The sequence below is a fragment of the Neoalteromonas arenosi genome, assembly GCF_030362855.1.
Classification (GTDB): Bacteria; Pseudomonadota; Gammaproteobacteria; order Enterobacterales; family Alteromonadaceae; genus Alteromonas_E; species Alteromonas_E arenosi.
The window spans coordinates 20,947-44,100 of sequence record NZ_JAUCBP010000002.1 but is presented as its reverse complement, the minus strand read 5'-3'; the positions used below and the strand labels follow the sequence as shown (position 1 = coordinate 44,100).

General features: G+C 47.5%; 18 protein-coding genes and 1 pseudogene. 7 read left to right on the top strand and 12 right to left on the bottom strand.

Annotated elements, in window-relative coordinates; genetic code table 11:
- The first annotated feature begins 97 nt into the window (after positions 1-97).
- Positions 98-1,474 carry a xanthine permease gene (locus tag QTP81_RS02150; RefSeq protein ID WP_289363424.1) on the top strand — a complete coding sequence of 459 codons (1,377 nt, stop codon included), beginning with the start codon at positions 98-100 and terminating at the stop codon, positions 1,472-1,474.
- Positions 1,475-1,549: 75 nt separating this feature from the next.
- On the opposite strand, the gene QTP81_RS02145 is transcribed toward QTP81_RS02150, so the two are convergent.
- Together QTP81_RS02145 and QTP81_RS02140 are read right to left on the bottom strand one after the other, a co-directional pair.
- The gene (locus QTP81_RS02145; protein WP_289363423.1) at positions 1,550-2,017 is read right to left on the bottom strand and encodes a Dps family protein; all 468 of its coding nucleotides are present in this window, start codon (positions 2,015-2,017) and stop codon (positions 1,550-1,552) included.
- A gap of 166 nt (positions 2,018-2,183) precedes the next feature.
- Positions 2,184-2,903 (bottom strand): hypothetical protein, encoded by a 720-nt coding sequence (locus QTP81_RS02140; RefSeq protein WP_289363422.1) that lies wholly within the window; start codon positions 2,901-2,903, stop codon positions 2,184-2,186.
- A 115-nt stretch (positions 2,904-3,018) separates the two neighbouring features.
- Between QTP81_RS02140 and QTP81_RS02135 the strand changes: the two genes are divergently transcribed.
- Positions 3,019-3,360 carry a hypothetical protein gene (locus tag QTP81_RS02135; RefSeq protein ID WP_289363420.1) on the top strand — a complete coding sequence of 114 codons (342 nt, stop codon included), beginning with the start codon at positions 3,019-3,021 and terminating at the stop codon, positions 3,358-3,360.
- 16 nt (positions 3,361-3,376) lie between these two features.
- Here the strand turns inward: QTP81_RS02135 and QTP81_RS02130 are convergent, their stop codons facing one another.
- The 5 genes from QTP81_RS02130 to QTP81_RS02110 all read right to left on the bottom strand — a co-directional run bounded on the left by QTP81_RS02130 (position 3,377) and on the right by QTP81_RS02110 (position 8,234).
- A complete protein-coding gene (locus tag QTP81_RS02130; protein ID WP_289363419.1) occupies positions 3,377-4,756 on the bottom strand; it encodes an FAD-binding oxidoreductase in 1,380 nt (459 codons plus the stop codon).
- Between the two features lie 20 nt (positions 4,757-4,776).
- Positions 4,777-5,682, bottom strand: coding sequence for a hypothetical protein (locus tag QTP81_RS02125; RefSeq protein WP_289363418.1), 906 nt, complete (start codon positions 5,680-5,682; stop codon positions 4,777-4,779).
- 77 nt (positions 5,683-5,759) lie between these two features.
- Complete coding sequence (locus tag QTP81_RS02120; protein WP_289363417.1) at positions 5,760-6,269, bottom strand: PepSY domain-containing protein; 510 nt, start codon at positions 6,267-6,269, stop codon at positions 5,760-5,762.
- 92 nt (positions 6,270-6,361) lie between these two features.
- Entirely contained in the window at positions 6,362-7,093 is a 732-nt protein-coding gene (locus QTP81_RS02115) for a TonB-dependent receptor domain-containing protein (RefSeq protein ID WP_289363416.1), read from the bottom strand.
- Between the two features lie 7 nt (positions 7,094-7,100).
- Positions 7,101-8,234, bottom strand: coding sequence for a TonB-dependent receptor plug domain-containing protein (locus QTP81_RS02110; protein WP_289363415.1), 1,134 nt, complete (start codon positions 8,232-8,234; stop codon positions 7,101-7,103).
- A gap of 194 nt (positions 8,235-8,428) precedes the next feature.
- Between QTP81_RS02110 and QTP81_RS02105 the strand changes: the two genes are divergently transcribed.
- A complete protein-coding gene (locus QTP81_RS02105; RefSeq protein WP_289363414.1) occupies positions 8,429-11,692 on the top strand; it encodes a VPS10 domain-containing protein in 3,264 nt (1,087 codons plus the stop codon).
- A gap of 53 nt (positions 11,693-11,745) precedes the next feature.
- Here the strand turns inward: QTP81_RS02105 and QTP81_RS02100 are convergent, their stop codons facing one another.
- Positions 11,746-12,639, bottom strand: coding sequence for a prenyltransferase (locus QTP81_RS02100; RefSeq protein WP_289363412.1), 894 nt, complete (start codon positions 12,637-12,639; stop codon positions 11,746-11,748).
- 240 nt (positions 12,640-12,879) lie between these two features.
- On the opposite strand from QTP81_RS02100, the pseudogene QTP81_RS02095 reads away from it, so the two are divergent.
- Positions 12,880-14,417, top strand: a pseudogene (locus tag QTP81_RS02095) (methyl-accepting chemotaxis protein).
- On the opposite strand, the gene hutG reads toward QTP81_RS02095, so the two are convergent.
- The gene (hutG, locus tag QTP81_RS02090) at positions 14,414-15,355 is read right to left on the bottom strand and encodes a formimidoylglutamase (protein ID WP_289363411.1); all 942 of its coding nucleotides are present in this window, start codon (positions 15,353-15,355) and stop codon (positions 14,414-14,416) included. The pseudogene QTP81_RS02095 and the gene hutG overlap by 4 nt on opposite strands.
- Positions 15,339-16,559 carry an imidazolonepropionase gene (gene hutI, locus QTP81_RS02085; RefSeq protein ID WP_289363410.1) on the bottom strand — a complete coding sequence of 407 codons (1,221 nt, stop codon included), beginning with the start codon at positions 16,557-16,559 and terminating at the stop codon, positions 15,339-15,341. The genes hutG and hutI overlap by 17 nt, the downstream gene beginning before the upstream one ends.
- Positions 16,560-16,663: 104 nt before the next feature.
- Between hutI and hutC the strand changes: the two genes are divergently transcribed.
- Genes hutC through hutH form a run of 3 tightly spaced genes read left to right on the top strand, consistent with a single transcriptional unit; the run spans position 16,664 to position 20,578 of the window.
- Positions 16,664-17,362, top strand: coding sequence for a histidine utilization transcriptional repressor HutC (gene hutC, locus QTP81_RS02080; RefSeq protein ID WP_289363409.1), 699 nt, complete (start codon positions 16,664-16,666; stop codon positions 17,360-17,362).
- 9 nt (positions 17,363-17,371) lie between these two features.
- The gene (gene hutU / locus QTP81_RS02075; RefSeq protein ID WP_289363408.1) at positions 17,372-19,042 is read left to right on the top strand and encodes a urocanate hydratase; all 1,671 of its coding nucleotides are present in this window, start codon (positions 17,372-17,374) and stop codon (positions 19,040-19,042) included.
- 3 nt (positions 19,043-19,045) lie between these two features.
- On the top strand, positions 19,046-20,578 hold the full coding sequence (gene hutH, locus QTP81_RS02070) for a histidine ammonia-lyase (protein WP_289363407.1): 1,533 nt from the start codon (positions 19,046-19,048) through the stop codon (positions 20,576-20,578).
- 21 nt (positions 20,579-20,599) lie between these two features.
- Here the strand turns inward: hutH and QTP81_RS02065 are convergent, their stop codons facing one another.
- Together QTP81_RS02065 and gtfA are read right to left on the bottom strand one after the other, a co-directional pair.
- A complete protein-coding gene (locus tag QTP81_RS02065; protein WP_289363406.1) occupies positions 20,600-21,637 on the bottom strand; it encodes a LacI family DNA-binding transcriptional regulator in 1,038 nt (345 codons plus the stop codon).
- 34 nt (positions 21,638-21,671) lie between these two features.
- Entirely contained in the window at positions 21,672-23,144 is a 1,473-nt protein-coding gene (gene gtfA / locus QTP81_RS02060; RefSeq protein WP_289363404.1) for a sucrose phosphorylase, read from the bottom strand.
- Positions 23,145-23,154: the final 10 nt, after the last annotated feature.

Sequence of the window (23,154 nt, the reverse complement as noted above, 5' to 3'; positions counted from 1 at the left end):
TTCCAGCCACAAATTAATATCTATTTATAAAGTTAATTGGACTTTTCTGACCGTAACAAAGTAAAACAAATGTGACATAATTAACATTTTGATAACAATGATAAAAGACAGACAACCAGGCGAAATCCAACCAGGATTTAAGTGGGGCCCTTTTACCGCTCGAATTCCATTTATTCATTTGCGTTTATCGCTGACTGATTTGTTGCAAGGCTTTGCTGTATCAGGCGCCACCGGTTTGGCATTGGTGCCTTACTTCACCATGCTACTGGGGCTTTCGTTTGAAGAAGCGGTCGTCATGGCCTTAATCCACAGCACCTTGATTGCCTTTTCCTGGATGCTATTTGGCGACCCCTATGCCCCCGGCTGGTTAACACCTGCTATTCCATTTGTGGTGGCGTTTATCACTGCACCAGCGTTTGTGGGCGATCACGTTGCTCAGTTCCAAGCAATGACGGCACTATCACTCAATTTTGCGCTGATACTGATAGTTCTCGGACTCACAGGCTTGGGCGCCAAACTGATAAAGTCGGTACCTAATGTACTCAAAGGGGGAATTATTTTAGGTGCCGCAATCGCTGCATTCATGCGCGTTACCAAAGACGGTGATGCAGCGAATGTATTCCAATCGGCCCCTATCGCTGGAACGCTCGGAGTTACCGTTTGTTTACTATTTGCGTTCTCTAAACCACTAACTGCTGTTGCCATGCGGTACAAAGGCCTTGCAACGTTACTCAGCTTAGGTTTGCTGCCCGGTTTTTTAATTGCCGGTATCGTCGGCTTTTTTACTGGTGAACTCGACTTTAATATTCGCTGGGAAATACTGGACGTTGGTGCTGCCGCCTCAGGCCTCTGGGCGAAAGCATCACCTTTCGCTATCGGCTGGCCGCCAATGGATGTATTTATTGCGTCTTTTCCACTGGCCTTGATCACCTACATTCTCTTTTTTGGTGATGTCGTCACCGGAAATGAAATGATTGAGCAAGCGCAAAAAGTAAGAACTGACGAAAAGCTCGATGTGAACACAAGTCGCGCTCATTTAGCAACTGGTTTACGCAATGCATTAATGGGTTTCACCGCACCATTTTTCAGTACTCAAGGCGTGCTGTGGACAGGTATTCAAGTTGTCTTATTAAAGCGTTGGACACAAGCCAAGGACACCCAAACATCATTGTTCGACAGTATCGGTAGCTTCTACATTCTTGGTCTACCGGTATTATTTATATTGTTACCACTGGTCACGCTAGTAGAGCCTCTGTTACCCGTCGCGTTGGCAGTTACGCTCATACTCACAGCGTTTGCTTGTGCCACTTTGGCATTGTCGTTAGTTGATGATGCGACCGAACGCGGCGCAATGGTTATCACCGCAATGGCATTTAGCTTATTTGAGCCTTGGGCTGGCTTGCTGATTGGTTTGTTTACCATTGCAGCTCTATGCGGGCCATCGGTATTTCTTCCTCAGCGCAAAGCGTCCTAAGATTTATTGCAATTATCTATGAAGAAGGGTGAAAACCATGTTTCACCCTTTATATTATCGAACAATAGCGATCTATTAGTTCAACGAACGAAGCATCCAAGCAGCTTTTTCGTGAATACTCATGCGATCCGAGATCAAGGCTAGTGATGATTCATCGTCAGCTTCCTGTGCGACTTTTAAGACTGAGCGACACGTTTTAACCACACTTTCGTGAGCAACGGTTAAAATACGCACCATCTCTTCAGCATCCGGTGTCTCCTCAACTTCCTTAACTGTGCTCAATTCAGCAAAAGCTTTGTATGTACCCGGTGCTAGGACACCAAGCGTTCTGATCCGCTCAGCAATTTCATCCACCGCTTGAGCAAGCTCTGTGTATTGCTCTTCAAAGAATGCGTGCAGATCGCGAAACCGCGGGCCTGTCACATTCCAATGAAAATTATGCGTTTGCAGATATAAAGTGTAAGAATCTGCCAATAGGCGCTTGAGCCCTTCAGCCACTGCAATTCGTGCGTCTTTACTAATTCCGATATCAATATTTTGCATACTTTCCCCTTTGTTTATAACTCTATGATTTAAAATGTTTAATGTGAAACGATGGCGTTATTTTAAGGGGTGACTCAGTACAAAGGTAATTCATTAAACCACTCGCCCTCATCGATTAAAGCGATTGGATATTGGCTTTTAAATTATTTTTTTATGAAGGCTCTGACTACGCGCTACTTGTGCTTTCACTGGTTTGTTCAATGGACTCTGTGGGAGCATCGTCTGGCTCATCCAGCTCTAACGTTAAATTAGTAATCGATTGAATTGACTCAACGTAATAAACCATTGATTTCTGAGTGGTAAAATCATACGCGAACACGTAGTTAAGCGAAGTACCGATGAGCAAAACCTGCAAGGGTTCTTCGCTGTCAACTAAGACAATCTCAACCATTTCTTCGCGCTCTTCTTTTAAATCGGTCGCTTCGATCTTAGCAAAGAAAAATGTGTAAGCGACTAACGAGAGCCCAATAGTAACAGTCGCTATGCGGCGATTGAGCTGCTGGTCTTTCGGCGTCCAAAGAATTTGCATTAACAAGCTGATATAGAAGGGCCGTTTGCCATTCGGGTACTTGGCAAACTGTTTGGCACGAAAGTTAGCGCCTACATCCGTCAAATACAGCAAGAGCAGCAAACACGAGAAGGTAAAAATAATATTCGGGTTTTTAATCGGTGTTGCGAGAATATCTTCAAAGGTCACATACTTAATGATTTGGATATCAAACTCTGCATACAGAAAATAGATATACCCCATACTGGTAAGCAACAACATTATGTAGGCACAAGTGATGGCAATGCCTGTAGATTCCTTTACAAACGTAAACAACTCGCCGAATAGCGAAATTTTCTCGATCACCGACTCACTTTTTCGTCCATCAACTGCTGTCATGGTAACGCTCTATTTCCTTTCAATCATAGTCGCCAAAACGCTATCACTATCGACTACTTGTTACAACGCTTGTATGGTTGTCAAACTCATCTTCAGAAAAGGAAGTATCCGTCATATGGGCATGTACTTTGTTATTAAAGACCTAACAACTGAGGAAGAGCTCTACGACAGTGGTGCAGGTCTATTGCGCGATACCCTAGCATTCTGCGAACGGTACAATATCGAAGCCCCTTTTTTCTATAGTCATGATTTCAATCCGGAGGGGACTTATTTCCACAAAGTATTAGCATCTGATGTGGCGCGTCAATTGGTACACATCGTCCATGTACTCAGAACACATCCAGAGCAAACCATCAGTGGCTTTAACAATGACCAAGCCCAAGCCTTTTTTGCCGACTTGCACGAATATTGTGTCGGTCAGCCAACCCATATCATAACGTGCTATACGGTTTATTAATTGCCGTTGCGAAAGGTTAAAAAATCTTCCCCGGATTGAGAATATTGTTCGGATCTAACACAGCTTTTATTTGCTTCATCAGGGCTATCTCTTCGCTGCTGCGATTAAGGGGTAGATAGCGCTTCTTATCCAATCCAATACCGTGTTCGGCTGAAATTGAACCGCTAAGTCCCTCCAGAGGTGTGTAGACGTATTGCTCCAACGCATCCCTCGCCGCGGGTAGATGCTTGCCTAAAGCGATTGCAAGATGGATGTTGCCATCTCCTACGTGACCAAATGTGATGACTTGGGCTTCATCCCATCGCCCAACTAATGTTTGTTTCAGCTGTTCAACATAGCTATCAATGTGTTTGATCGGCAGACTTACATCAAACATGATCCCGTTGGGTAATGCAGACATCAGGGTTTCTATATCATCGCGAATAGCCCAAATGGCACCTTGTTGGTCTAAGGTACTCGCAAGCACTGCATCTATGCATAAACCTTGCTCAAATGCTTCACCCAGCATGGCTTCAAAGCTGTCTTGATCAGCCTCAATATTGGTTCCGGTACATTCAACAATCACAGTAAACGCAGGGCTTTGCGCGAAAGGCGCCTTATGCGCTTTGTTATTAGCTAGCACGTGATCGTAGAAGCTTTGCCACATCACCTCGAAAGTCCCCAGAGACAATCCAGCGCGCTGCTGCAAGAAGGCCAATAGCTGTAGCACCTCTTCAAAACTCTCAACAGCGAGCAAGGCACAACAATGGGTCAATGGTCGCGGCCGCAAACGCACCATCGCTTTTGTTACGATCCCGAGTGTGCCTTCGGCGCCAATAAACAACTGCTTTAAGTCATAGCCGGTGTTGTTTTTTAACAATGGGCGCATGGACGACATCACTCGACCGTCAGCCAACACAACTTCTAAGCCCAACACTTGCTCACGCATCATGCCAAAACGCAGTACTTCAGTGCCACCCGCATTGGTTGAAATCATGCCGCCGATAGTTGCGGAACCGCGTGCACCGAGATCCACGGCAAAGTGACAATCGTGAACGCTAGCGGCTTCATGTAATACTTGTAAAGCGACCCCCGCTTCAACTACCGCCGTTTTTTGTATCGGATCGAGCTCAACAATTTTATTCATGCGCTCAAGGGATAAGCCAACCTCACTGGTACTGGCTATGGCGCCATTAACCAGTCCTGTTAGCCCCCCCATAGCCACTACACTGACCTTGTGTTGGTTGCATACCTTGAGTGCCGCAGACAATTCTTCAGTAGACTCAGGGCGCATAATTGCTAATGCCTGATTGGGCGATGAATCTAGCCAACTCGAGGCTCGGCCACGAACTTGTTCACCCGTTAACAGGCCAGATCCGCCAAGTACCCGTTCAAGTTGATTTAAAAAAGTCTGCATTTACGTTCTCACATGAACCGTTATTGTTTGTCAAACGGCGACGTGTGGACTGCACTTGTCAGTACGCAAGGCATAACGACAAATTCATGCCCAGAGCGCTTCTGGGAGTTTTTCCGAATCAACAGCACTTGTTGCTCACCAACAAAAAGTGCACGTTGATCTTCGTCTTTTTGACACTCTGAATACTCAAAAGCCTCAAAGTGATAGACAAATTCAGCAATCAACCGTTGAGTACTAAAGCCATGGTCGGGGAAGTCTGTTGCCTCTGTATCGTTTGCATCTTTTGCCATATTGCCGTCAGTCGAATCATCACTTACTGACACGACTTGAAAATCAACCTCGCCAAACCACTTGCCGTAACGTTCAATCAAACTGACTGACGTCGCAAACATAAACGGGATGAGAAACATCTTAAGCACTGCAGTGCGAGTGGGGTATGCCAGTTTTTGGTTAGCTAAGTGAAACTTAAAGCGCAATAGACGCAGAGCTAACTTAAACATAAGCGCTAATTGCAAAAACACAAAGTAAACTAACATGATCAGCAGCGTTAAGCTCAAGATCCAAAGCGGCGCAATCAACAAGGTAACAAAACCTTTGGAGTAAAACAGAAATGCCGGATCAATACCTACAATTTTATTGAGCATTTGAGCCCCAGTGGCGACGGCTAGATTAGTTACGATGATATAAAACAAAATCAGCAATATTCGGCCTAACAGAGACGACCAAATCTTTACAATTAACGGCCATGTTTCTAGTGCTAAGGCGATAAACGCCAATACGCCGACGGTATTCACACTCTCCCCAACATCGCCAAAGATTAACATCAATAGTAGATATAGAAATGCGCCCACATAGATGCGCTGCGGTATGTTTAGTTTGGCGTAAATAAGTTGACCCTTAGCGGCAAGGTTTTTCAGAAATTCCATTTGTGCGACTTTTTAAGTGAAATCGGTGACTTACTGAAGATTAAACAGCCTGCACAGACTATGCAACTGCGGATTAACTAATCACGCAGTTGTCGCACTCTGACTTTGTTGCGTTTACTTTTCAATGTGGTGTAAAGCAATACTAAGCCACTGCCCCACATAACGAATAGAAAGATGCCGGCTGGCAGGAACACCCAAAGCTTAGCGAAGTCAGCAAACCAACTGCCGTCATGGATGGACTCAATGATGTCTGATCGACGGTAAGCGACCTGTAATATATCGCCCGTTTGGGTATCGATTTGCGCCTCCCAGTGATTCTCGGCAACGACTTTCAACATGCCTTTATCAGGTCGAACATCGATACGTTTAATATCTTGCCAATCAGACACCTCAAGCTCTGGTATACCTGCTGTGATGGTGTAAATGCGTAGGAACGATAATTCTGGCTGATTGCCGATACCGGAAATCGTGGGCGGTTGAACCCAATCTGACTGTTTTTTTACCTGTAATAAAATGCCACTGCCAAATACGATAAGGGCGGGTAGGAATATCGCTAATGCCAGCCACAGGTGTAGCTTTCTACTCAATTGTCTCAACTTGGGTTGCAAATTTAAAACCTTCAATGCAGTTCAATTGGGATCATACCGTTTATCTGGTTAGACCGATAGTTAAACACCGATTAAAAGCTGTAATCAAGCTGCAGTATCACCGCGCAACCCTGCGCATAGGGAGCAAGATCGTCACGCGAAGTAACATAGTGTTGATCGGTAACATTGGTAACGCGGACCCCAGCTTGCCAAGTATTTTGGAAATCGTATTCGAACCCGAGGTCTAATACCGTTGCGCTATCAGTAGGTAGCTCACCATCGACTGTAGCTGTCGAAGCTTGACGGTGAGTAACGGCGATAAACGCATGGCTGTTGTTGGCATGAAAGGCAAGTGATATACGATGTTGATGTGGTGGGATATCAGCAATCCGCTGGCCGAAATCATCCTCACCTTGGATCCACTGCCCGCCGAACTTTAACTCTGCGTCTAATTGGTTGATAGTAAAACGTTTACCAAATTGATAGTTAATTCCTTGTACAGTTGCGCTGTATAAGTTGCGATATTGGCGCAATGTATCAGAAACCTCAATGCGTTCGATGTAGTCTTTAATACGCTGGTTAAATAGTGCGACTGAGAGCAGCAATGTGGGTTGTTGATATTGCAGAGTTATTTCCGCATTAGTCGCCTGTTCAGCGCGCAATGCCGGGTCGCCAAAGGTTTCACCCCTCGGGGTGCTGCCCTGATAAAAACGCTCGGTTAAACTGGGTACTCGATAACCACGGCTCACATAGCCCGACAGAGAAAGCCCAGTTAATAATTCATGCCGATAACCGGCAAAAACACTGATATTATCACTTTCCACCTGATTATCAGTTAAGTGATTTTTCTTGCTCCATGTGCGCCATTCGAGCGCCTAACGCCCAGAAACCGTTATTAACGTCGCGTGTGATGTCTGCTGCAGCATAGAGCTCCCATTGCTGCCCATCGATGTTTTGCTGCGCCGAGATGGTACCATCAATCAAGCCGAATTGTTGTTCATTCACGCGCACCCCGAACCGGCTATCTACACCCACCCGCCAGTGCAAAGCCAGTTTTTCAAATAGGTGCTTGTCACTGATGTTAAAACCACTGTTAAGCGCTTCACTGGTGAGTTGATTCACGCGCTGACCGGGCCGGGTAATATCCGTCAATAAGTTGGAGCGATGTGCATAAACAGTTGCATTGCGCCAAGCAAATACAGCTTTGCCCCACTGATGACTATTGGTGGGGTAGATGGTCAAACGCTGCCCCGGATCATCACTACTTGCTTTGGCGACATTGTTAGCCTCTGAGAGTAACACTAGCGCTTCGCGCAACCATCCATTATCACTGTGCTTGCGCAATACCAGACTGTGCTTCTCAAATTGATCGTGAATGGCTGCCTTTGCTCCATCTTTACTGTTGTTACTGTGCCGATGGTTAAGCATCCATGAGAACTCCCTGTCATTATTGACTCCTGCAAAAAGGACTTCTCGATAATCATTTGTCGGTATATAGCTCAGATGCAGATGGTGTTGCTGTGGCGCTCTTAAAAACACATCGACACCACCACCGATAGCGCCAGAGCCAAACTGTGCAGACGCTGCTCCCGGAATCACATAGGCTTGTTGGACCATTGATGGTGAGACAAATTCAGCAGTGTTACCCGCGCGCCGTTCTGTGTGAATAGGCACGCCTTCGACCAAAGTTTTGATCCGCCAGCGCGCAAATCCGCGAATGTTGACAGTCTGAAATAGTCCGCCTTGACCGTTTAGGGTTATTGCTGCCGAATCATCTAGTAGTGTGGCCAGATCAACCGTTGAGGTGTTAGTCTCATCCAGCGCAGCGCCACTCGGTAGTATTTTTGCAACGGCACTGGCGTAGGGTGGCGGCGTAGCCGTGACTTCAACGCGTATCCAATCCTCACCAGTTTCAGCAACAACATCAGTGGCCCAAAGCGCCAGACATGTTCCAAAAATCCGCATTGGCACCATCGAATAACCGTCACTTAAACACATCCAAACTGTGCTTTAGTTTAATCGGATTTTTCTAAGTTGCTGAACCACTTAACGTGCAATTTGCAAAAACTAACGCTTCAAACTTGATGATTTGTGTTTTTCGCTCTAGGTTTTGGGGTTTACATACAAAAATAACCAAAAAGCACCTAACCGGGGATCACATGAATTTGTTCAATAAAGTGGTACTGGCCGCAACGCTCACTGCGACTAGTCTATCCGCTTTTGCTTCTGCTAAATCAGAAGACGAAGCGGTGTTCAGTAGTAAAACCTTCTCATCATTAGAATTACGCAATATCGGTCCAGCCTACATGTCAGGCCGAATTGCAGATATCGCGGTCGATCAAAATAATCCGTCGACCTGGTATACGGCCGTTGGCTCAGGCGGCGTGTGGAAAACCGTTAATGCAGGCACAACCTGGACGCCGATTTTTGATAGCCAATCGGTTTATTCCACCGGCGATGTCACCATTGACCCAAGCAACTCTAACATCATTTGGGTCGGTACGGGTGAGAATAACGGTGGTCGCCATATCAGTTTTGGCGATGGCGTCTATAAATCGCTGGATGGTGGTCAGACATGGAAGAACATGGGGCTTAAAGAGTCAGAGCGGATTTCAGACATCATCATTCACCCTGAAAACTCAGACATTGTCTGGGTCTCTGTACAAGGTCCACTGTGGACATCGGGTGGTGAGCGCGGCCTGTATAAAACTACTGATGGCGGCGAAACCTGGACGCTCGTATTGGAGCCTGCGGATGAGTGGACCGGGGTTACATCGCTGCTTATCGATCCCAGAAATCCAGATAAACTCTATGCCGCTACTTGGTCGCGCCAGCGCTTGATTGCAAGTTACGTAGGTACTGGCCCGGGTGCGGGTATTCACACCTCAGATGATGGTGGTGAAACGTGGACCGAGCTCAAAACTGGATTGCCAACGGGGAATATGGGTAAGATCGGTATGGCTATCTCGCCAATGCAACCCGATGTAATTTACGCCACTATCGAAACTGATAATCGCGGCGGAGGTTTCTACCGCTCAGAAAACCGTGGCGCAAGCTGGGTGAAGATGTCCGACGAAGTAGGCGGCGGTACTGGCCCCCACTACTACCAAGAAATTTTTGTCGATGCACACCAATTTGACCGTGTCTACATCGCCAGTAACTACAGTAAAGTCTCTGATGATGGCGGCAAAACATGGACACCTATCAGTACTGAACGCAAACACGTTGATGACCACGCAATGGCATTCCATCCCACAGACCCAGACTTTGTCTTGATTGGCTCAGACGGTGGTATTTACATGTCGCATGACAGAATGGCGACGTGGCGCTTTATTGCTAACCTACCGTTAACCCAGTTCTACAAAATCGCTGTCGATGATGCCGAACCTTTCTACACGGTATACGGCGGTACACAAGACAACTCAACCCAAGGAGGTCCTTCGCGAACCAACCGCGCTGAGGGCATCAAAAACAAAGACTGGTTCTTGACCTTAGGTGGAGATGGCCATCAGCCAGCTATTGAGCCGGGCAATCCCGATGTGATGTATTCACAGTGGCAACAAGGTAACTTAGCTCGTCGCGACTTAAAGACTAAAGAGAATGTCTATATCAAACCTCAACCTCGTCCAGGTGAGCCTGCCGAGCGCTTCAACTGGGATGCACCCATTAATGTATCAGCGCATGATCCGGCGCGCATTTACTTTGCCTCACAACGCGTATGGCGCTCAGATGATCGCGGCGACAGCTGGACACCTATCTCTGGCGACTTGACGCAAAATGGTAATCGTATGCATCAACCTGTTATGGGCCGCACCTGGTCAGTTGAAGCTGGCTGGGACATCTACGCCATGTCGGAGTTTCATACCATTGCCAACTTCGCTGAAAGCCCAGTGGATGAAAATATTCTTTGGGTTGGCACCGACGATGGTTTGATTCAAGTCACCACTGACGGTGGTAAGAACTGGCGTAAAATTGAATTAGATGATATCCGCGGTATCCCCACGACCGCCTATGTGAATGATATTCGTGCTGACTTGTACGACCCGAATACCGTTTATGTTGCGCTGGACAACCACAAGTACGGTGACTTTAAACCCTACCTGATCAAATCGACTAATTTGGGTAAAAAGTGGACATCACTGGCCGAGGACTTACCGGACGATCATTTAGTATGGCGCGTTGTGCAAGACCATGTGAACAAAGACTTACTCTTTATCGGCACAGAATTCGGCGTATTCTTTACTGTTGACGGGGGTAAAAAGTGGATTGAATTGGAAGGCGGTATTCCAACCATATCAAGCCGAGATGTTCAAATTCAGCGCCGCGAAAACGATTTAGTCGTGGGTACTTTTGGCCGTGGTATTTACATCCTTGACGACTACGGTCCACTGCGTAGTTTAAATGCGCGAGCACTCGAACAAGAGGCGCTGCTATTCGCGCCAAGCCGTCCGGCGAAGTGGTTTAGCCTCGATCGCAACCATTCACGCACGGATGGCAACGATCGCTACGCGGCAGAAAATCCTGCGCACGGTGCAACCTTGACCTATTACTTAAAGGACAGCCGCTTAACGGATAAAGAAGTCCGTCAGCAGGCTGAAAAGGAAATGGTCAAAGAAGAAGAATATCCTCTCTACCCCGCTTGGGAAGCCATTGAAGCGGAGAATCAACAGCCCAAACCCGCCATTTATGTTGAAATCACCGATGTCCAAGGTGAGGTCGTTAATCGCGTTGACGGCAAAACACAGAAAGGACTGCATCGTATAACCTGGGATATGACCTACGCGCCGCGCAGTGCAATTGCAGAGGTAAAAGAGGACGGTCAAGGTCGCGGCATGATGGCACCTCCAGGCACTTATACGGCAACCTTATATGAACGAGTTGATGGTATAGTTAAGCAATTGGCAGAGCCTGTGGCAGTGACACTTGAAGCGATCTACGAGCCGGCATTACAAGGGCCTTCGTCGGCGACCACATTAGCCTTTAATCAACGCCTGGTGGATGCTGACCGCCGTTTCTCATCGGCCAATGAAGTTTTAAAATCATTACAAGCGAGCATGAAAACCGTGCGTGTAGCTATTGATAACACACCAGGTGATATCAGCGATTTAGAAGCACAGTATGCGCGCATAGAAGCTGAGCTGCACAGTATCTATAACGCCATGTTCGGGCTGAAATCACGCGATCGTATGGGGATCAAACCTGCCAGTATAGCTAGCCGTTTGGGTTACTCTATGTCAGCCGCGTGGTCCTCTTACGGTCCAACGGCCCAACACATGGAACAGTTTGGTTATGCTGAAGAAGGCATTACCCAAGTGACTGCGCGCGTAAAAGCAGTGCAGGAGTCACAGCTGCCGGCCTTGCAAAACGCCATAATTGATGCCGGCGGTCCATGGACTGCTGGAGCGAGTGTCATTTCAAAATAACGCTTAAAAGCTATCACCAAGCCCTCACAGGTTCGCCTTTGAGGGCTTTTTATTTAGCTCAAAAGTAAAACAACGCAAAGTAGTGCCGGATAACTTAGTGCAGCTATAACATTACTGGCCATATAAGGCATGAACCTCGGCGTATTTTTGTCTTTGATGTAGTTCACCAAGCCAACACAAGATAACAGACCTGCACCGATCGGAATTGCTAGTAGTGCACCGGCCCACCCTAAAGAAAAAGTATTTACCAGCCATACGGTGGCTACACCAGCAGTAAATACATTAGCTATATAAGCTAGAAGCCCCGCTCGCTCACCGTATTTAATGATCAAATGATTTCGCCCAGATTGAGCATCAGCCTCGCGGTCAGGGAATTGATTCAATAAGAGCAGGTTATTCACGAGTAGAAACACTGGCACGCATAGGTACAGCATTGTTATATCGTAGCGCCCGCTGATTGCGATAAAACTGCCATAACCAAAAGCGACAGCGAAGCCAAACCCCGGTGCTATAAAACACAAAAGTGACGACTTATTGAGCGTTGGCGTATACAACATTACACAAGCTATCGCCAAGAGGCCAATGGCCATTAACTCTAACCCTACGAGCCAAAAAAAATAAAGCCCGATACACGCCACGACAACCAGTAACACAAGTGCAATTAATTTAACCCAACTACTGGCTTCTGGCTGTACTTGTAATGCTCCACTTCCACCACTGAAGGGAGTTCGCTGCGTGTTATGATCGAGTCCAGAGTGATGATCGCTATACTCGTTAAGCATATTAACACTGGCATGTGCCATTAATGCTGCTGCATAACAAAGCGCAACATCAAGCCAATGCGCTGCCATCCCTATCGAGAATGCATAAGCCCAAGCTACCGACACACATAGCGGCGCCAGGATTAAGAAGTTTGGCCGCATTGTGCTAATGATGGTGCTTATCATCTCATTGGATCCTTATTGCGAGAACGTACAACTTACCTTAACTCTTCGGCAAAAAACAACTAACCTCAAGACAGCCGGACTCATTGGCAAGGCTAACAAGAATATGTTGTTTTTCAGTATGTTGAAATGCGATGAATCGATTAGCAGAATAGAAAAATTAGACTAAGCTGAAAGACGTAAGTGCCCGACAAAATTACAACTATATGGGAAGTAATTTGTCAACCTTTCACGGAGTAAGGGATGAAAAGAAACCAGGATACTGTTAATGAAGAAGTATTATTCGGCGACGATGAAGAGCTCGTTTCTGTAACCGACAAGCGCGGTGTTATTCAATATGCTAACCCAGAGTTTTGTCGAGTTGCGGGTTTCACGGCAGAAGAATTGATTGGCAAAAATCACAATATTGTTCGTCACCCCGACATGCCTAAGCAGGCATTTGCCGATATGTGGTCTAAATTACAAGCAGGTCGATCTTGGCGTGGAGCAGTGAAAAACCGCTGCAAAGATGGTCGCTATTATTGGGTTGATGCCTTTGTTACCCCTGTGTTTGAAAAGGGTGAGTTACAGGGTTATCAATCGGTGCGCACAGTTTTAGCGCCAGAAACTAAGACGCGTGCTGAAGATTTGTATGCTCAGATTAGACAAAGTGGTATACCGCCACAACCACTCTGGCAAAGAACGAGTTTGAAGTGGGCTGGTTACCTAGCGGTCTCTTACCTACTAGCAATTGCAGCCTTGTCTTTACCTGTCTTAGCCTTTGTGATTCCACTTGTCGCAGTCGCTATTTTCTATGCCGAGCTCATTGCGATACCCAAGGCATTCGCAACTAAACGCGAGACCTACGACAGTGTGTCGCGACTGGTCTTTATGGGGTCAGATGCATTGAGCATTGTAAATTTTCACGAGTCAATCCATCAGGGACGTGCCAAAACCATTCTCGGCCGAGTTGCCGATGGATCGAAAGCGTTGTTGAACTACGCACAGGAGCTCGATGAAGTATCGAAGAAATCGCTTGCGGGAGTAAAAGCACAAACGGATGAGTTACACCAGTTAGCCACCGCGATGGAGCAAATGTCAGTGACTATCAAGGAAGTAGCTGCAAGTACTAACGAGGCGTCGACTAAAGTAGATGACGTGTATAAAGATTGTAAAGAAACCTCGGAGTCTATGAACAAAACTAAAGGCGCAGTCGTTAATTTGGCTAACGAAGTGGGTTTGGCTTCTAAAACGGCTCAGGAGCTCAAGGTTGAAGCCGAACAAATCGGTAATATCACCGAAGAAATTCAAGGGATTGCTGATCAGACAAATCTACTCGCATTGAATGCAGCCATTGAGGCGGCCGCGCAGGCGAACACGGCCGTGGTTTTGCCGTGGTGGCAGATGAGGTTCGAGCATTGTCATCACGGACGCATGCGGCGACTGAACAAATTCAATCGTCAATGAAGGATATTCAATCAACTCTAGTGACTTGGTCTGAAACCATGCTGAAAAGTAAAGCTAGCGCGGATACGTGTACCGAGGAAACCGATCACACGTTACATATGATTGAAAAAATCTATGCTGATGTATCTTTGATTGCCGATTTGACAATCCAAATATCAACCGCTGCGGAAGAACAAGGTGCGGTGGCGTCTGAAGTTGCCAAGAATGTCGAGTCCATTAGTAACGTCTCCGATGAAACTCAGCGACTCTCACAGTCAGTTGCAGAGCAATCGACTGCAATAAATGGCAACGCGTCGCGCTTGGCATCGATGCCAATGAGTTTTGCCGAACGTTAAAAATGGTTGAATTTAGCCGTCATTATTTCATCGATTAAGCGTGCGGCCAATTTAGCTGTACGATTGTCGATGTCATAGGTAGGGTTCATTTCAGCGATATCTGCAATCGCCCAATCATAGCCAAAATAATGTTGCTGCTTAGCTAGCCACACGAGCAGTTGCAAGACGAATTTCAGTTCAACACCGATAACACTTGGCGCACTCACGCCAGGTGCCATGCTGGCTGGAAATGCATCTAAGCAAATAGTCAGATACAACACATCAATTTGAGCCAAAAAATCGGTTAATCTTGGGACAACATTCGTCATGTTGCAATCTAAGTCCCTGACATGAACAACATCTAATTCTGCGGCTCGGTTATACAAGGCAACCGTATTAGCCGTTGGTGCTATCCCTAAGCAAGCGTAGTGAAAACCTTGGTTTTGCTGCTGGCAGTGCTGCGCAACTTGCCAAAATGGCGTGCCAGAACTGGTATTTGGCGACGGTTGTCGCAAATCAAAATGGGCATCGATATTAATAATGCCTATACGCTTGTCGGGACGCGCCTGATGAACCCCAAGGTAACTCGCCCACCCTATTTCGTGACCACCTCCTATGCCGATAACAAACTCATTACAACTTAAGTGTTTGCTAACTCGCTCGGCGAACGCTTGCTGTGCGGCGACCAAATCGTAATCTGCAACGACTGTTCCTGCGTCTTTAATGTGTGCTCTATGATGCCAAGCCATGTTGGTCAAGGCTTGGCGTATGGTATCAGGCCCTGCTGCCGCACCGATTCTACCTTTATTATTAGCAACGCCAATATCACAAGCAAATCCCAACAACGCAGCGTCACAGTATTCCTTTGATGCATTAATGACTTGATGCCAACGCTTACCGTTAGGTCCGTCTTCGGCATCGACTCGTCCTTGCCAGAGAAAATCATTTTGATATGACACGTTCACCTCTGATCCACACTTGTTGGGGTGAATGTTGGTTCATCCCCGCAATGATTTGCGCTGGATGTTCAACGTCCCACACACATAAATCCGCATCCTTGCCAACTGCTATCACTCCTTTGTGCTCTAACCCCAGAGCCATAGCTGCATGCTGTGTTACACCCCTAAGTACTTCGGCCGGTGTGAGTCGAAATAATACACATGCCATATTCATAATAGTCAACAGGGAGTTGATCGGCGAACTCCCCGGGTTCAAGTCACTGGCAATAGCCATAGGTACACCATGTTGACGTAAAGCATCAATAGGCGGTAGTTGCTGTTCACGCAAGAAGTAGAACGCTCCGGGAAGTAAAACGGCTACCGTACCGCTGTGTTTTAACGACGCGACATCATCGGTGTTTAAATACTCAAGATGATCAACTGATAATGCTTGATATTGTGCTGCCAGTTTCGCGCCGCCTAAATCTGAGAGTTGCTCAGCATGGGCTTTTATGGGGAGTCCCAAAGACTGCGCCGTTTGGTATACCTGCTCGCATTGCTGTGGTGAAAAGCCAATGCCTTCACAAAATACGTCGACGGCATCGATTAATCCTTCGCCGGCAAGCTGTGGCATCGCGGTCTCACACACAAAACCAATATAGTCATCACTGCTGTTAGCAAACTCAGGCGGGAGTGCATGCGCGCCTAAATAGGTTCGCTGAATGGTTACAGGGTAGTCTGATTTTAAGTGCTCCGCGACTTGTAAGATCTTGCGCTCGGTTGCTATATCTAGACCATAGCCCGATTTAATTTCAACACTTGTCACACCATCATTTATCAAGCGCTGTAAGCGCAGCTGAGCCAATTGTAGCAAACGCTCAAAACTTGCCTCTCGCGTCGCTTTAACGGTTGATTTTATCCCGCCGCCAGCTTTGGCAATGGCTTCATAACTCAGCCCTTCTAGGCGTTGTTCGAATTCATTCGCTCTATCGCCGCCAAACACTAGGTGAGTATGGCAGTCTATGAGGCCGGGCGTTAGCAGCTGACCGCGAAGGTCGACGCTGGTCTGTGCCTTTATATCAGTAACACTTCCCTGACCTAGCGCAACAATCTTACCCGCGTTAACTGCTAGCCAACCATTATCAATTAAGCCATAGCCTTTAGTATCGGGTTGCACAGTAGCTATCTGTGCATTGAAAAGTAGCGTGTCTGCGTGCTGAGTCATAAACATCGTTCACTGGATTAATTGCCTGAAGCTTACTTGTATAAACTTGTATATACAAGTAATATCAAAACAAAGGATAACTACACCATAGTCGGAAATTGCTCATGCAGCCTCGATTTCAACAAATAAAAACCGCGCTCCTCAATGCCATTGAAGATGGCGTGATCTGTGCGGGCGATAAGGTTCCTTCGGAAAATCAGCTGTCTGAACAACATGGCGTCAGTCGCATGACCGCTCGACGTGCACTAACAGAGCTAGTTGACGAAGGTGTACTGATCCGCAGTCAGGGATTGGGCACCTATGTCTCCGACCTCAGACCGACCAGTTCAATGCTCGCCATCCGTAGTATTCAAGATGAAGTTGAGCGACGCGGCCATCAGTATCGCAATCAAGTAATAACCCTTGAAACGCAAACGGCAACTGAACAAGTCGCGTTGTGGTTGGGCATAAAACCCCTCCTACCCGTGTACTTCAGTCAAATCGTACACTTTGAAAATGATATTGCGGTGCAATGCGAAAATCGTTGGGTAAACCCAATGCAGGTTCCAGACTATTTACAACAAGACTTTCAGCAAACCACGGCAAACGAATACTTATCTCAGGTAGCCCCGCTGACAGAAGCCGATCATATCGTTGAGGCGATAATCGCACCGCAAGAAGTTTGCGATCTGTTGAGCATAGCTACAACCCAACCCTGTTTAAAAGTAACGCGACGTACCTACTCGGCTAAAGGCATCGTCAGTTATGCCCAATTAATTCATCCGGGCGATCGCTATCGCCTGGGTGGTCACCTGGATTTTTGAGGAAACACTATGAACCGTCATGACCCATCGCGCGAGATCCGCGCACCACGGGGTACCCAACTCAATGCAAAGAGCTGGCAAACCGAAGCGCCACTGCGCATGCTGATGAACAATTTAGATCCCGAAGTTGCTGAGCACCCTCAAGACTTGGTGGTATACGGTGGGATTGGCCGTGCCGCCAGAGATTGGGACTGCTTTGACAAGATAGTTGAGGTGTTAAAACGCCTCGACAACGATCAGACGTTGTTAGTCCAAAGTGGCAAGCCTGTTGGCGTTTTCCCTACCCATGAGAATGCCCCACGCGTATTGATTGCTAACTCTAACCTGGTACCTAACTGGGCCACGTGGGAGCATTTCAATGAACTAGATAAACAAGGCCTGATGATGTACGGTCAAATGACTGCAGGCTCGTGGATCTATATAGGCTCACAAGGGATCGTCCAAGGTACCTACGAAACCTTTGTCAGTGTAGCTAAAACTCACTTCGACGGAGCTGCTGAAGGCCGCTGGATTTTGACCGGCGGCTTAGGCGGGATGGGTGGCGCACAACCGCTTGCCGCGACTATGGCTGGATTTAGCATGGTAGCCGTTGAGGTGGATGAGTCACGCATCGATTTTCGGATCCAAACCGGTTACTTGGATAAAAAAGCCACCAGCATTGAGCAAGCACTAGAATTTATAGAGCTAGCCAAAGCCACAGGCAAACCGGTATCGGTTGGTTTGTTGGCCAATGCTGCTGATGTTTTTCCGCAACTCGTGACTATGGGTATTACACCAGATGTTGTCACGGATCAGACCAGCGCTCACGATCCGCTCAATGGTTACTTGCCACAAGGGTGGACACTGGCCAAGGCTAAACAGATGCGCTTGGTGGATGAAGCTGGCGTGGTAAAAGCTGCGAAGCAGTCTATGGCAGTGCAAGTCAGCGCGATGTTGGCGTTACAGGCAAAGGGCGCTGCGACACTCGACTACGGCAACAACATCCGCCAAATGGCACTGGAAGAGGGTGTTACCGATGCGTTTGATTTTCCGGGGTTTGTGCCAGCCTATATTCGTCCGCTATTCTGCCAAGGAATTGGACCATTCCGATGGGCAGCTTTGTCTGGCGATCCCGAAGACATTTATAAAACCGATGCCAAAGTAAAGGAGCTCATTCCTGATAATCCGCACTTACACAACTGGCTAGACATGGCGCGCGAGCGGATCCAATTTCAAGGATTACCGGCGCGTATTTGCTGGGTAGGCTTGGGTGAGCGACAAAAACTCGGATTGGCCTTTAATGAAATGGTCCGCAGTGGCGAGCTTTCAGCACCGGTGGTTATCGGCCGTGATCACTTGGACTCTGGCTCTGTGGCATCACCTAATCGGGAAACTGAAAGCATGCAGGATGGCTCAGATGCCGTGTCTGATTGGCCATTACTAAACGCCATGCTAAACACGGCTGGCGGTGCGACTTGGGTAAGTCTGCATCACGGTGGCGGCGTAGGCATGGGCTTCAGCCAGCACTCGGGTGTTGTTATTTTGTGTGATGGAACCGATGAAGCCGCGGCGCGAATTGCTCGCGTTCTACACAATGATCCTGCGACAGGCGTTATGCGTCATGCCGATGCTGGCTACGATATTGCGAAACAGTGCGCCGAGCAGCACCAGCTTGACTTACCGATGCTAGATAAGGACTAAACAATGACGGCTTTAACTATTAATCCAGGCCATTTAACCCTGCACGATCTCCGTCGTGTGCATCGCGAATTTGTCCCTATTAGGCTAACGGACGAGTGTTCTGCAGCGGTAAATCGCGCTGAGCAAGCGGTACTTGATGTAATCAATCAAGGTCGCACCGTATACGGTATCAATACCGGGTTTGGCTTGCTGGCCAACACCAAAATTGAAACCGACGAATTAGAAACGCTGCAGCGTAGTATTGTCCTTTCTCATGCTGCAGGCGTCGGTAACTTTATGCAGCCAGAGACTGTGCGCTTGCTGATGCTACTAAAAATCAATTCACTGGCACGTGGTTTCAGTGGTATTCGAATGTCGGTGATTGAGGCGTTGGTCACCCTGTACAATCATCAAGTGTACCCGGCTATTCCTGAGAAGGGTTCGGTAGGCGCATCGGGTGATTTAGCGCCACTCGCGCACATGAGTGTGGTGTTACTTGGTGAAGGCGAAGTCATCTACAATGGCGAGCGCATGGCCGCCACTGATGGGCTAAAAATCGCCGGACTTGAACCTATCACACTGGCACCTAAAGAAGGTTTGGCATTGTTAAACGGCACCCAAGCTTCCACGGCGTTCGCCTTACAAGGTCTGTTTTACGCAGAAAATGCTCTCGCTTCAGGTATCGCTATCGGTGCGCTTTCCGTCGAAGCAGCATTAGGGTCGCGTACCCCCTTCGATGCGCGTATTCACGCTGTGCGTGGTCATCAAGCCCAAGCCGATGTCGCAGCGGCTTTTCGCGACTTATTAGGCGAGTCGCAAATCGGCGATTCCCATCGCAGCTGCGAAAAAGTGCAAGACCCCTATTCATTGCGCTGCCAACCACAAGTCATGGGTGCATGCCTGCAACAAATGCGTTTTGCCAGTGAGATACTAGTCACTGAAGCTAACGGTGTTTCGGATAATCCGTTGGTTTTTACCAGCGATGATGCGCCTGCGGATATCTTATCCGGCGGTAACTTCCACGCCGAAACAGTCGCGATGGCAGCCGATATGCTGGCAATTGCACTCGCTGAAATTGGCGCGTTATCTGAGCGCCGTATGGCCTTATTAATCGACTCCAATTTGAGTGGACTCCCCCCCTTCTTGGTTAACAATGGCGGGGTTAACTCCGGCTTTATGATTGCCCAAGTCACCTGTGCGGCACTGGCCAGTGAAAACAAGACGCTCGCCCACCCTGCATCAATTGATTCACTACCAACCTCGGCAAACCAAGAGGATCATGTGTCGATGGCGACTTTCGCCGGGCGCCGCTTGCGCGATATTTTTGATAACGTTTCTGGTATTTTGGCCGTTGAATGGTTGGCTGCGGCACAAGGCCTTGATTTCCGCTGTCCGTTAACCTCTAGCGAACAATTGGAGAACGTGAAAGGTTTGCTGCGCAGTAAAGTCAGTTTTTACGCTAAAGATCGCTATTTTGCGCCAGACATAGAAGCTGCTAAAAGGATGATAGATTCAAATGCGTTAGCCGACACTGTGGCCATTGATTTGCTCAGCTGAGTATTCAGGACGGCAGTACAGCTACGAATACAGGGTGCTGCCGCCCGGCACCAACTCAAAGTCGAGTATTTGACTTTGCGTATCGCCATTGAGAAACATACGCGTTGCAATTTCACCTTTATTGGCGCTGAACTGTTGCACTGTTGTAAGGGTTGGGTGATACCGCTTGGCAATATCGATACCATCAAAACCAACTACCCGAATATCCTCAGGGATCCGCATGCCTAATCGCAGTGCCTCTTGCATAGCGGTAAGCGCAATAATGTCACTCATACAAAGCAAAACATCGGGTCGTTGTGGAGCGTTCAGCACCTCCTGAACCGCCACTATCGCGCATTCATGTGTACTTTCAGGTATGTGCCAAATAGCTTCATTACTGATGCTTAGGCCCACCTGCTCAATGGCTTGTAAATAACCGTCCAAACGCCGATGTGAAATTGAATATTCACTGTCGAGCAGCGGGTTATCGCCAACCACACATGTGTGCTCAGCATCGACCAAGCGCAAACCCAAAATTGCTGGTTTTTTAACTTTTTCATCTAATGCTAATAGCGCCGATTGGTAGGCCGCTTCGGTATTATCAATGTTAACTGAAGGGACGTTCTCAATATCAAAATCAATCGTTACTACACGCTTATTGATTTGACTTAATTGCTTTAACAACGCTTGGTTACGCGGTGAACCATAACAAATAAAGCCATCGACAAAGTCGACGACTTCATTGACCGAATCATTGCTGCCGGAGAACAACAGTAAGTTGGCCTCAGAGTCCTTAGTGACTTTAGCCACCCCCTGCATTAATTGACTGGCTACGGGATCAGTCACCATATATTCCAAGCTATCAGGCAAGACTAGACCAATAATATTGGTTTTACCGCGACGCAATGAACGTGCGGCTTTATTCGGACCGGCATAGCCCATTTCTTGACAAGCGGCCAATACTTCCGCGCGCTTCTTAGCGGAAAGTTGATCCGGACGATTAAAGGCGTTGGAGATAGTCGCCGTAGAAACATCCAAGCGACGCGCAACTTCTTTTATGGTTAGTTTGGTATTGCTCATACCGCCACACTACCGTATGGCGGAAAAATATCAATCATTCTAATAAGCTGTTAATCGCAAAGGATTGGCTCTGCGTAGCAGAGTTAACATTTATCACCGCTTGCAAAGAGTTCAGTTCAATCACTAACTCTGCGCTTGAATCTTCATTTAGCCAGGTCAATACAAGTCTGTGTTGCTGATAACTGGCACTAAAATCACCGCTAAACGCTGGCGTGTTATTGCGCAACTCGATAAGCTTCAACAGACCTTGAACCACAGGTTTTTGTAGGTGCTCTTTAACTGCCGCAATATCTAAGTAAGGACGATTAATATCGCGCCCAACGTTGGTGCGCGCTAACAGCTCCATATCGTTTTCAGCGGCGAGTAACCCCGCATAATAAACCTGAGGGATCCCAGGACAGAAAAATTGTATCGCACGAGCTAACAAATATGCCTCATCATCTCCACCCAGTGCATTGTAGAAGGTACAGTTGATTTGATAGAGGTCAACGTTGCTCGCTGCAGCTCCTGTTGCGAGGCGAGACTGGCCATTTGAATTGTTGTGAATGGTCTCCACCAAACTGTCTATTTCAGTGGCGTTCAACAATCCCGGTTTATCACCCGAAGGACCCACATCGACAATACCGATACCATCATGGGTATCAAGCACCGTAAAACAGTTACGTGGCGATATCTCCAGCCATGCGGCTAATGCTGTGGCATCGCGACTAAACAACGTGTGTAAAACCAAAGGCGGCAATGCGAAGTCATACACACTATCGCAGCGCTTAGCGATCTCGATCTGGGTTTGGTAATGACTGTGAATTTCGACCAGGCACTGCATATTTAAATCGCGTGCCCGTTGGCTTAGTTGCTCGATAAAGGCAAAGGTTTCCTCTAGCATAAAACAATTGGTGCCGGCGCGTTTGATTGCATAACCAGCAGCATCAAGTCGAATCAGGTCAACTTTGTTATCGGCAAAGGTATCCAGTATCGAAGTGAGATAATGCTGACCGGGCTGGGACTCCACATCGATGTCGATTTGATTGGCGGTAAAGGTCGTCCAAAATGGCACCGTTCCGTTATTGGCCACGGTGTATTCGGTAAAAAATGGCGTTGGTCGCGGCCGAAAAACTTTAGCAATACCAGCATCATCATCGTCGCTAAATACTGATTGTTTCGTCAGAAATAGCGGCCAAAACTGAGAGTCTTGGCCATGCTCCAAAACATCTTTAAAAGCAACGCTTTGCGCTGACATGTGATTGACAATGAGGTCAGCCATAATATCAAAGCTCTCACCGAGCATTTTAATGCTATCCCAATTACCCAAGCGCTGGTCGACGATAGTATGATCGATCGGGTCGAAGCCCGCGTCTTCGCCGTCAAACGGGTAGAAAAATGGCAACAGATGAATACCGGTAAATACGCCTGCAAGCTCGTGCTCTAACAGTGACTGTAAATCACTCAATGCACCATTACCTAAGCGGTCTGCGTAGGTGATTAATTGAACGCCATTTTTAATTGGCATATAGCTCTCC

What these genes read in the sequence shown, in the direction of transcription:
- QTP81_RS02135 (WP_289363420.1), top strand. Translation starts at nt 3,019, where the DNA reads ATGGGCATGTACTTTGTTATTAAAGACCTAACAACTGAGGAAGAGCTC.
- QTP81_RS02130 (WP_289363419.1), bottom strand. Translation starts at nt 4,756, where the DNA reads ATGCAGACTTTTTTAAATCAACTTGAACGGGTACTTGGCGGATCTGGC.
- QTP81_RS02105 (WP_289363414.1), top strand. Translation starts at nt 8,429, where the DNA reads ATGAATTTGTTCAATAAAGTGGTACTGGCCGCAACGCTCACTGCGACT.
- QTP81_RS02140 (WP_289363422.1), bottom strand. Translation starts at nt 2,903, where the DNA reads ATGACAGCAGTTGATGGACGAAAAAGTGAGTCGGTGATCGAGAAAATT.
- hutI (WP_289363410.1), bottom strand. Translation starts at nt 16,559, where the DNA reads ATGACTCAGCACGCAGACACGCTACTTTTCAATGCACAGATAGCTACT.
- QTP81_RS02100 (WP_289363412.1), bottom strand. Translation starts at nt 12,639, where the DNA reads ATGATAAGCACCATCATTAGCACAATGCGGCCAAACTTCTTAATCCTG.
- gtfA (WP_289363404.1), bottom strand. Translation starts at nt 23,144, where the DNA reads ATGCCAATTAAAAATGGCGTTCAATTAATCACCTACGCAGACCGCTTA.
- hutH (WP_289363407.1), top strand. Translation starts at nt 19,046, where the DNA reads ATGACGGCTTTAACTATTAATCCAGGCCATTTAACCCTGCACGATCTC.
- QTP81_RS02145 (WP_289363423.1), bottom strand. Translation starts at nt 2,017, where the DNA reads ATGCAAAATATTGATATCGGAATTAGTAAAGACGCACGAATTGCAGTG.
- QTP81_RS02125 (WP_289363418.1), bottom strand. Translation starts at nt 5,682, where the DNA reads ATGGAATTTCTGAAAAACCTTGCCGCTAAGGGTCAACTTATTTACGCC.
- hutC (WP_289363409.1), top strand. Translation starts at nt 16,664, where the DNA reads ATGCAGCCTCGATTTCAACAAATAAAAACCGCGCTCCTCAATGCCATT.
- QTP81_RS02150 (WP_289363424.1), top strand. Translation starts at nt 98, where the DNA reads ATGATAAAAGACAGACAACCAGGCGAAATCCAACCAGGATTTAAGTGG.
- QTP81_RS02065 (WP_289363406.1), bottom strand. Translation starts at nt 21,637, where the DNA reads ATGAGCAATACCAAACTAACCATAAAAGAAGTTGCGCGTCGCTTGGAT.
- QTP81_RS02110 (WP_289363415.1), bottom strand. Translation starts at nt 8,234, where the DNA reads ATGCGGATTTTTGGAACATGTCTGGCGCTTTGGGCCACTGATGTTGTT.
- hutU (WP_289363408.1), top strand. Translation starts at nt 17,372, where the DNA reads ATGAACCGTCATGACCCATCGCGCGAGATCCGCGCACCACGGGGTACC.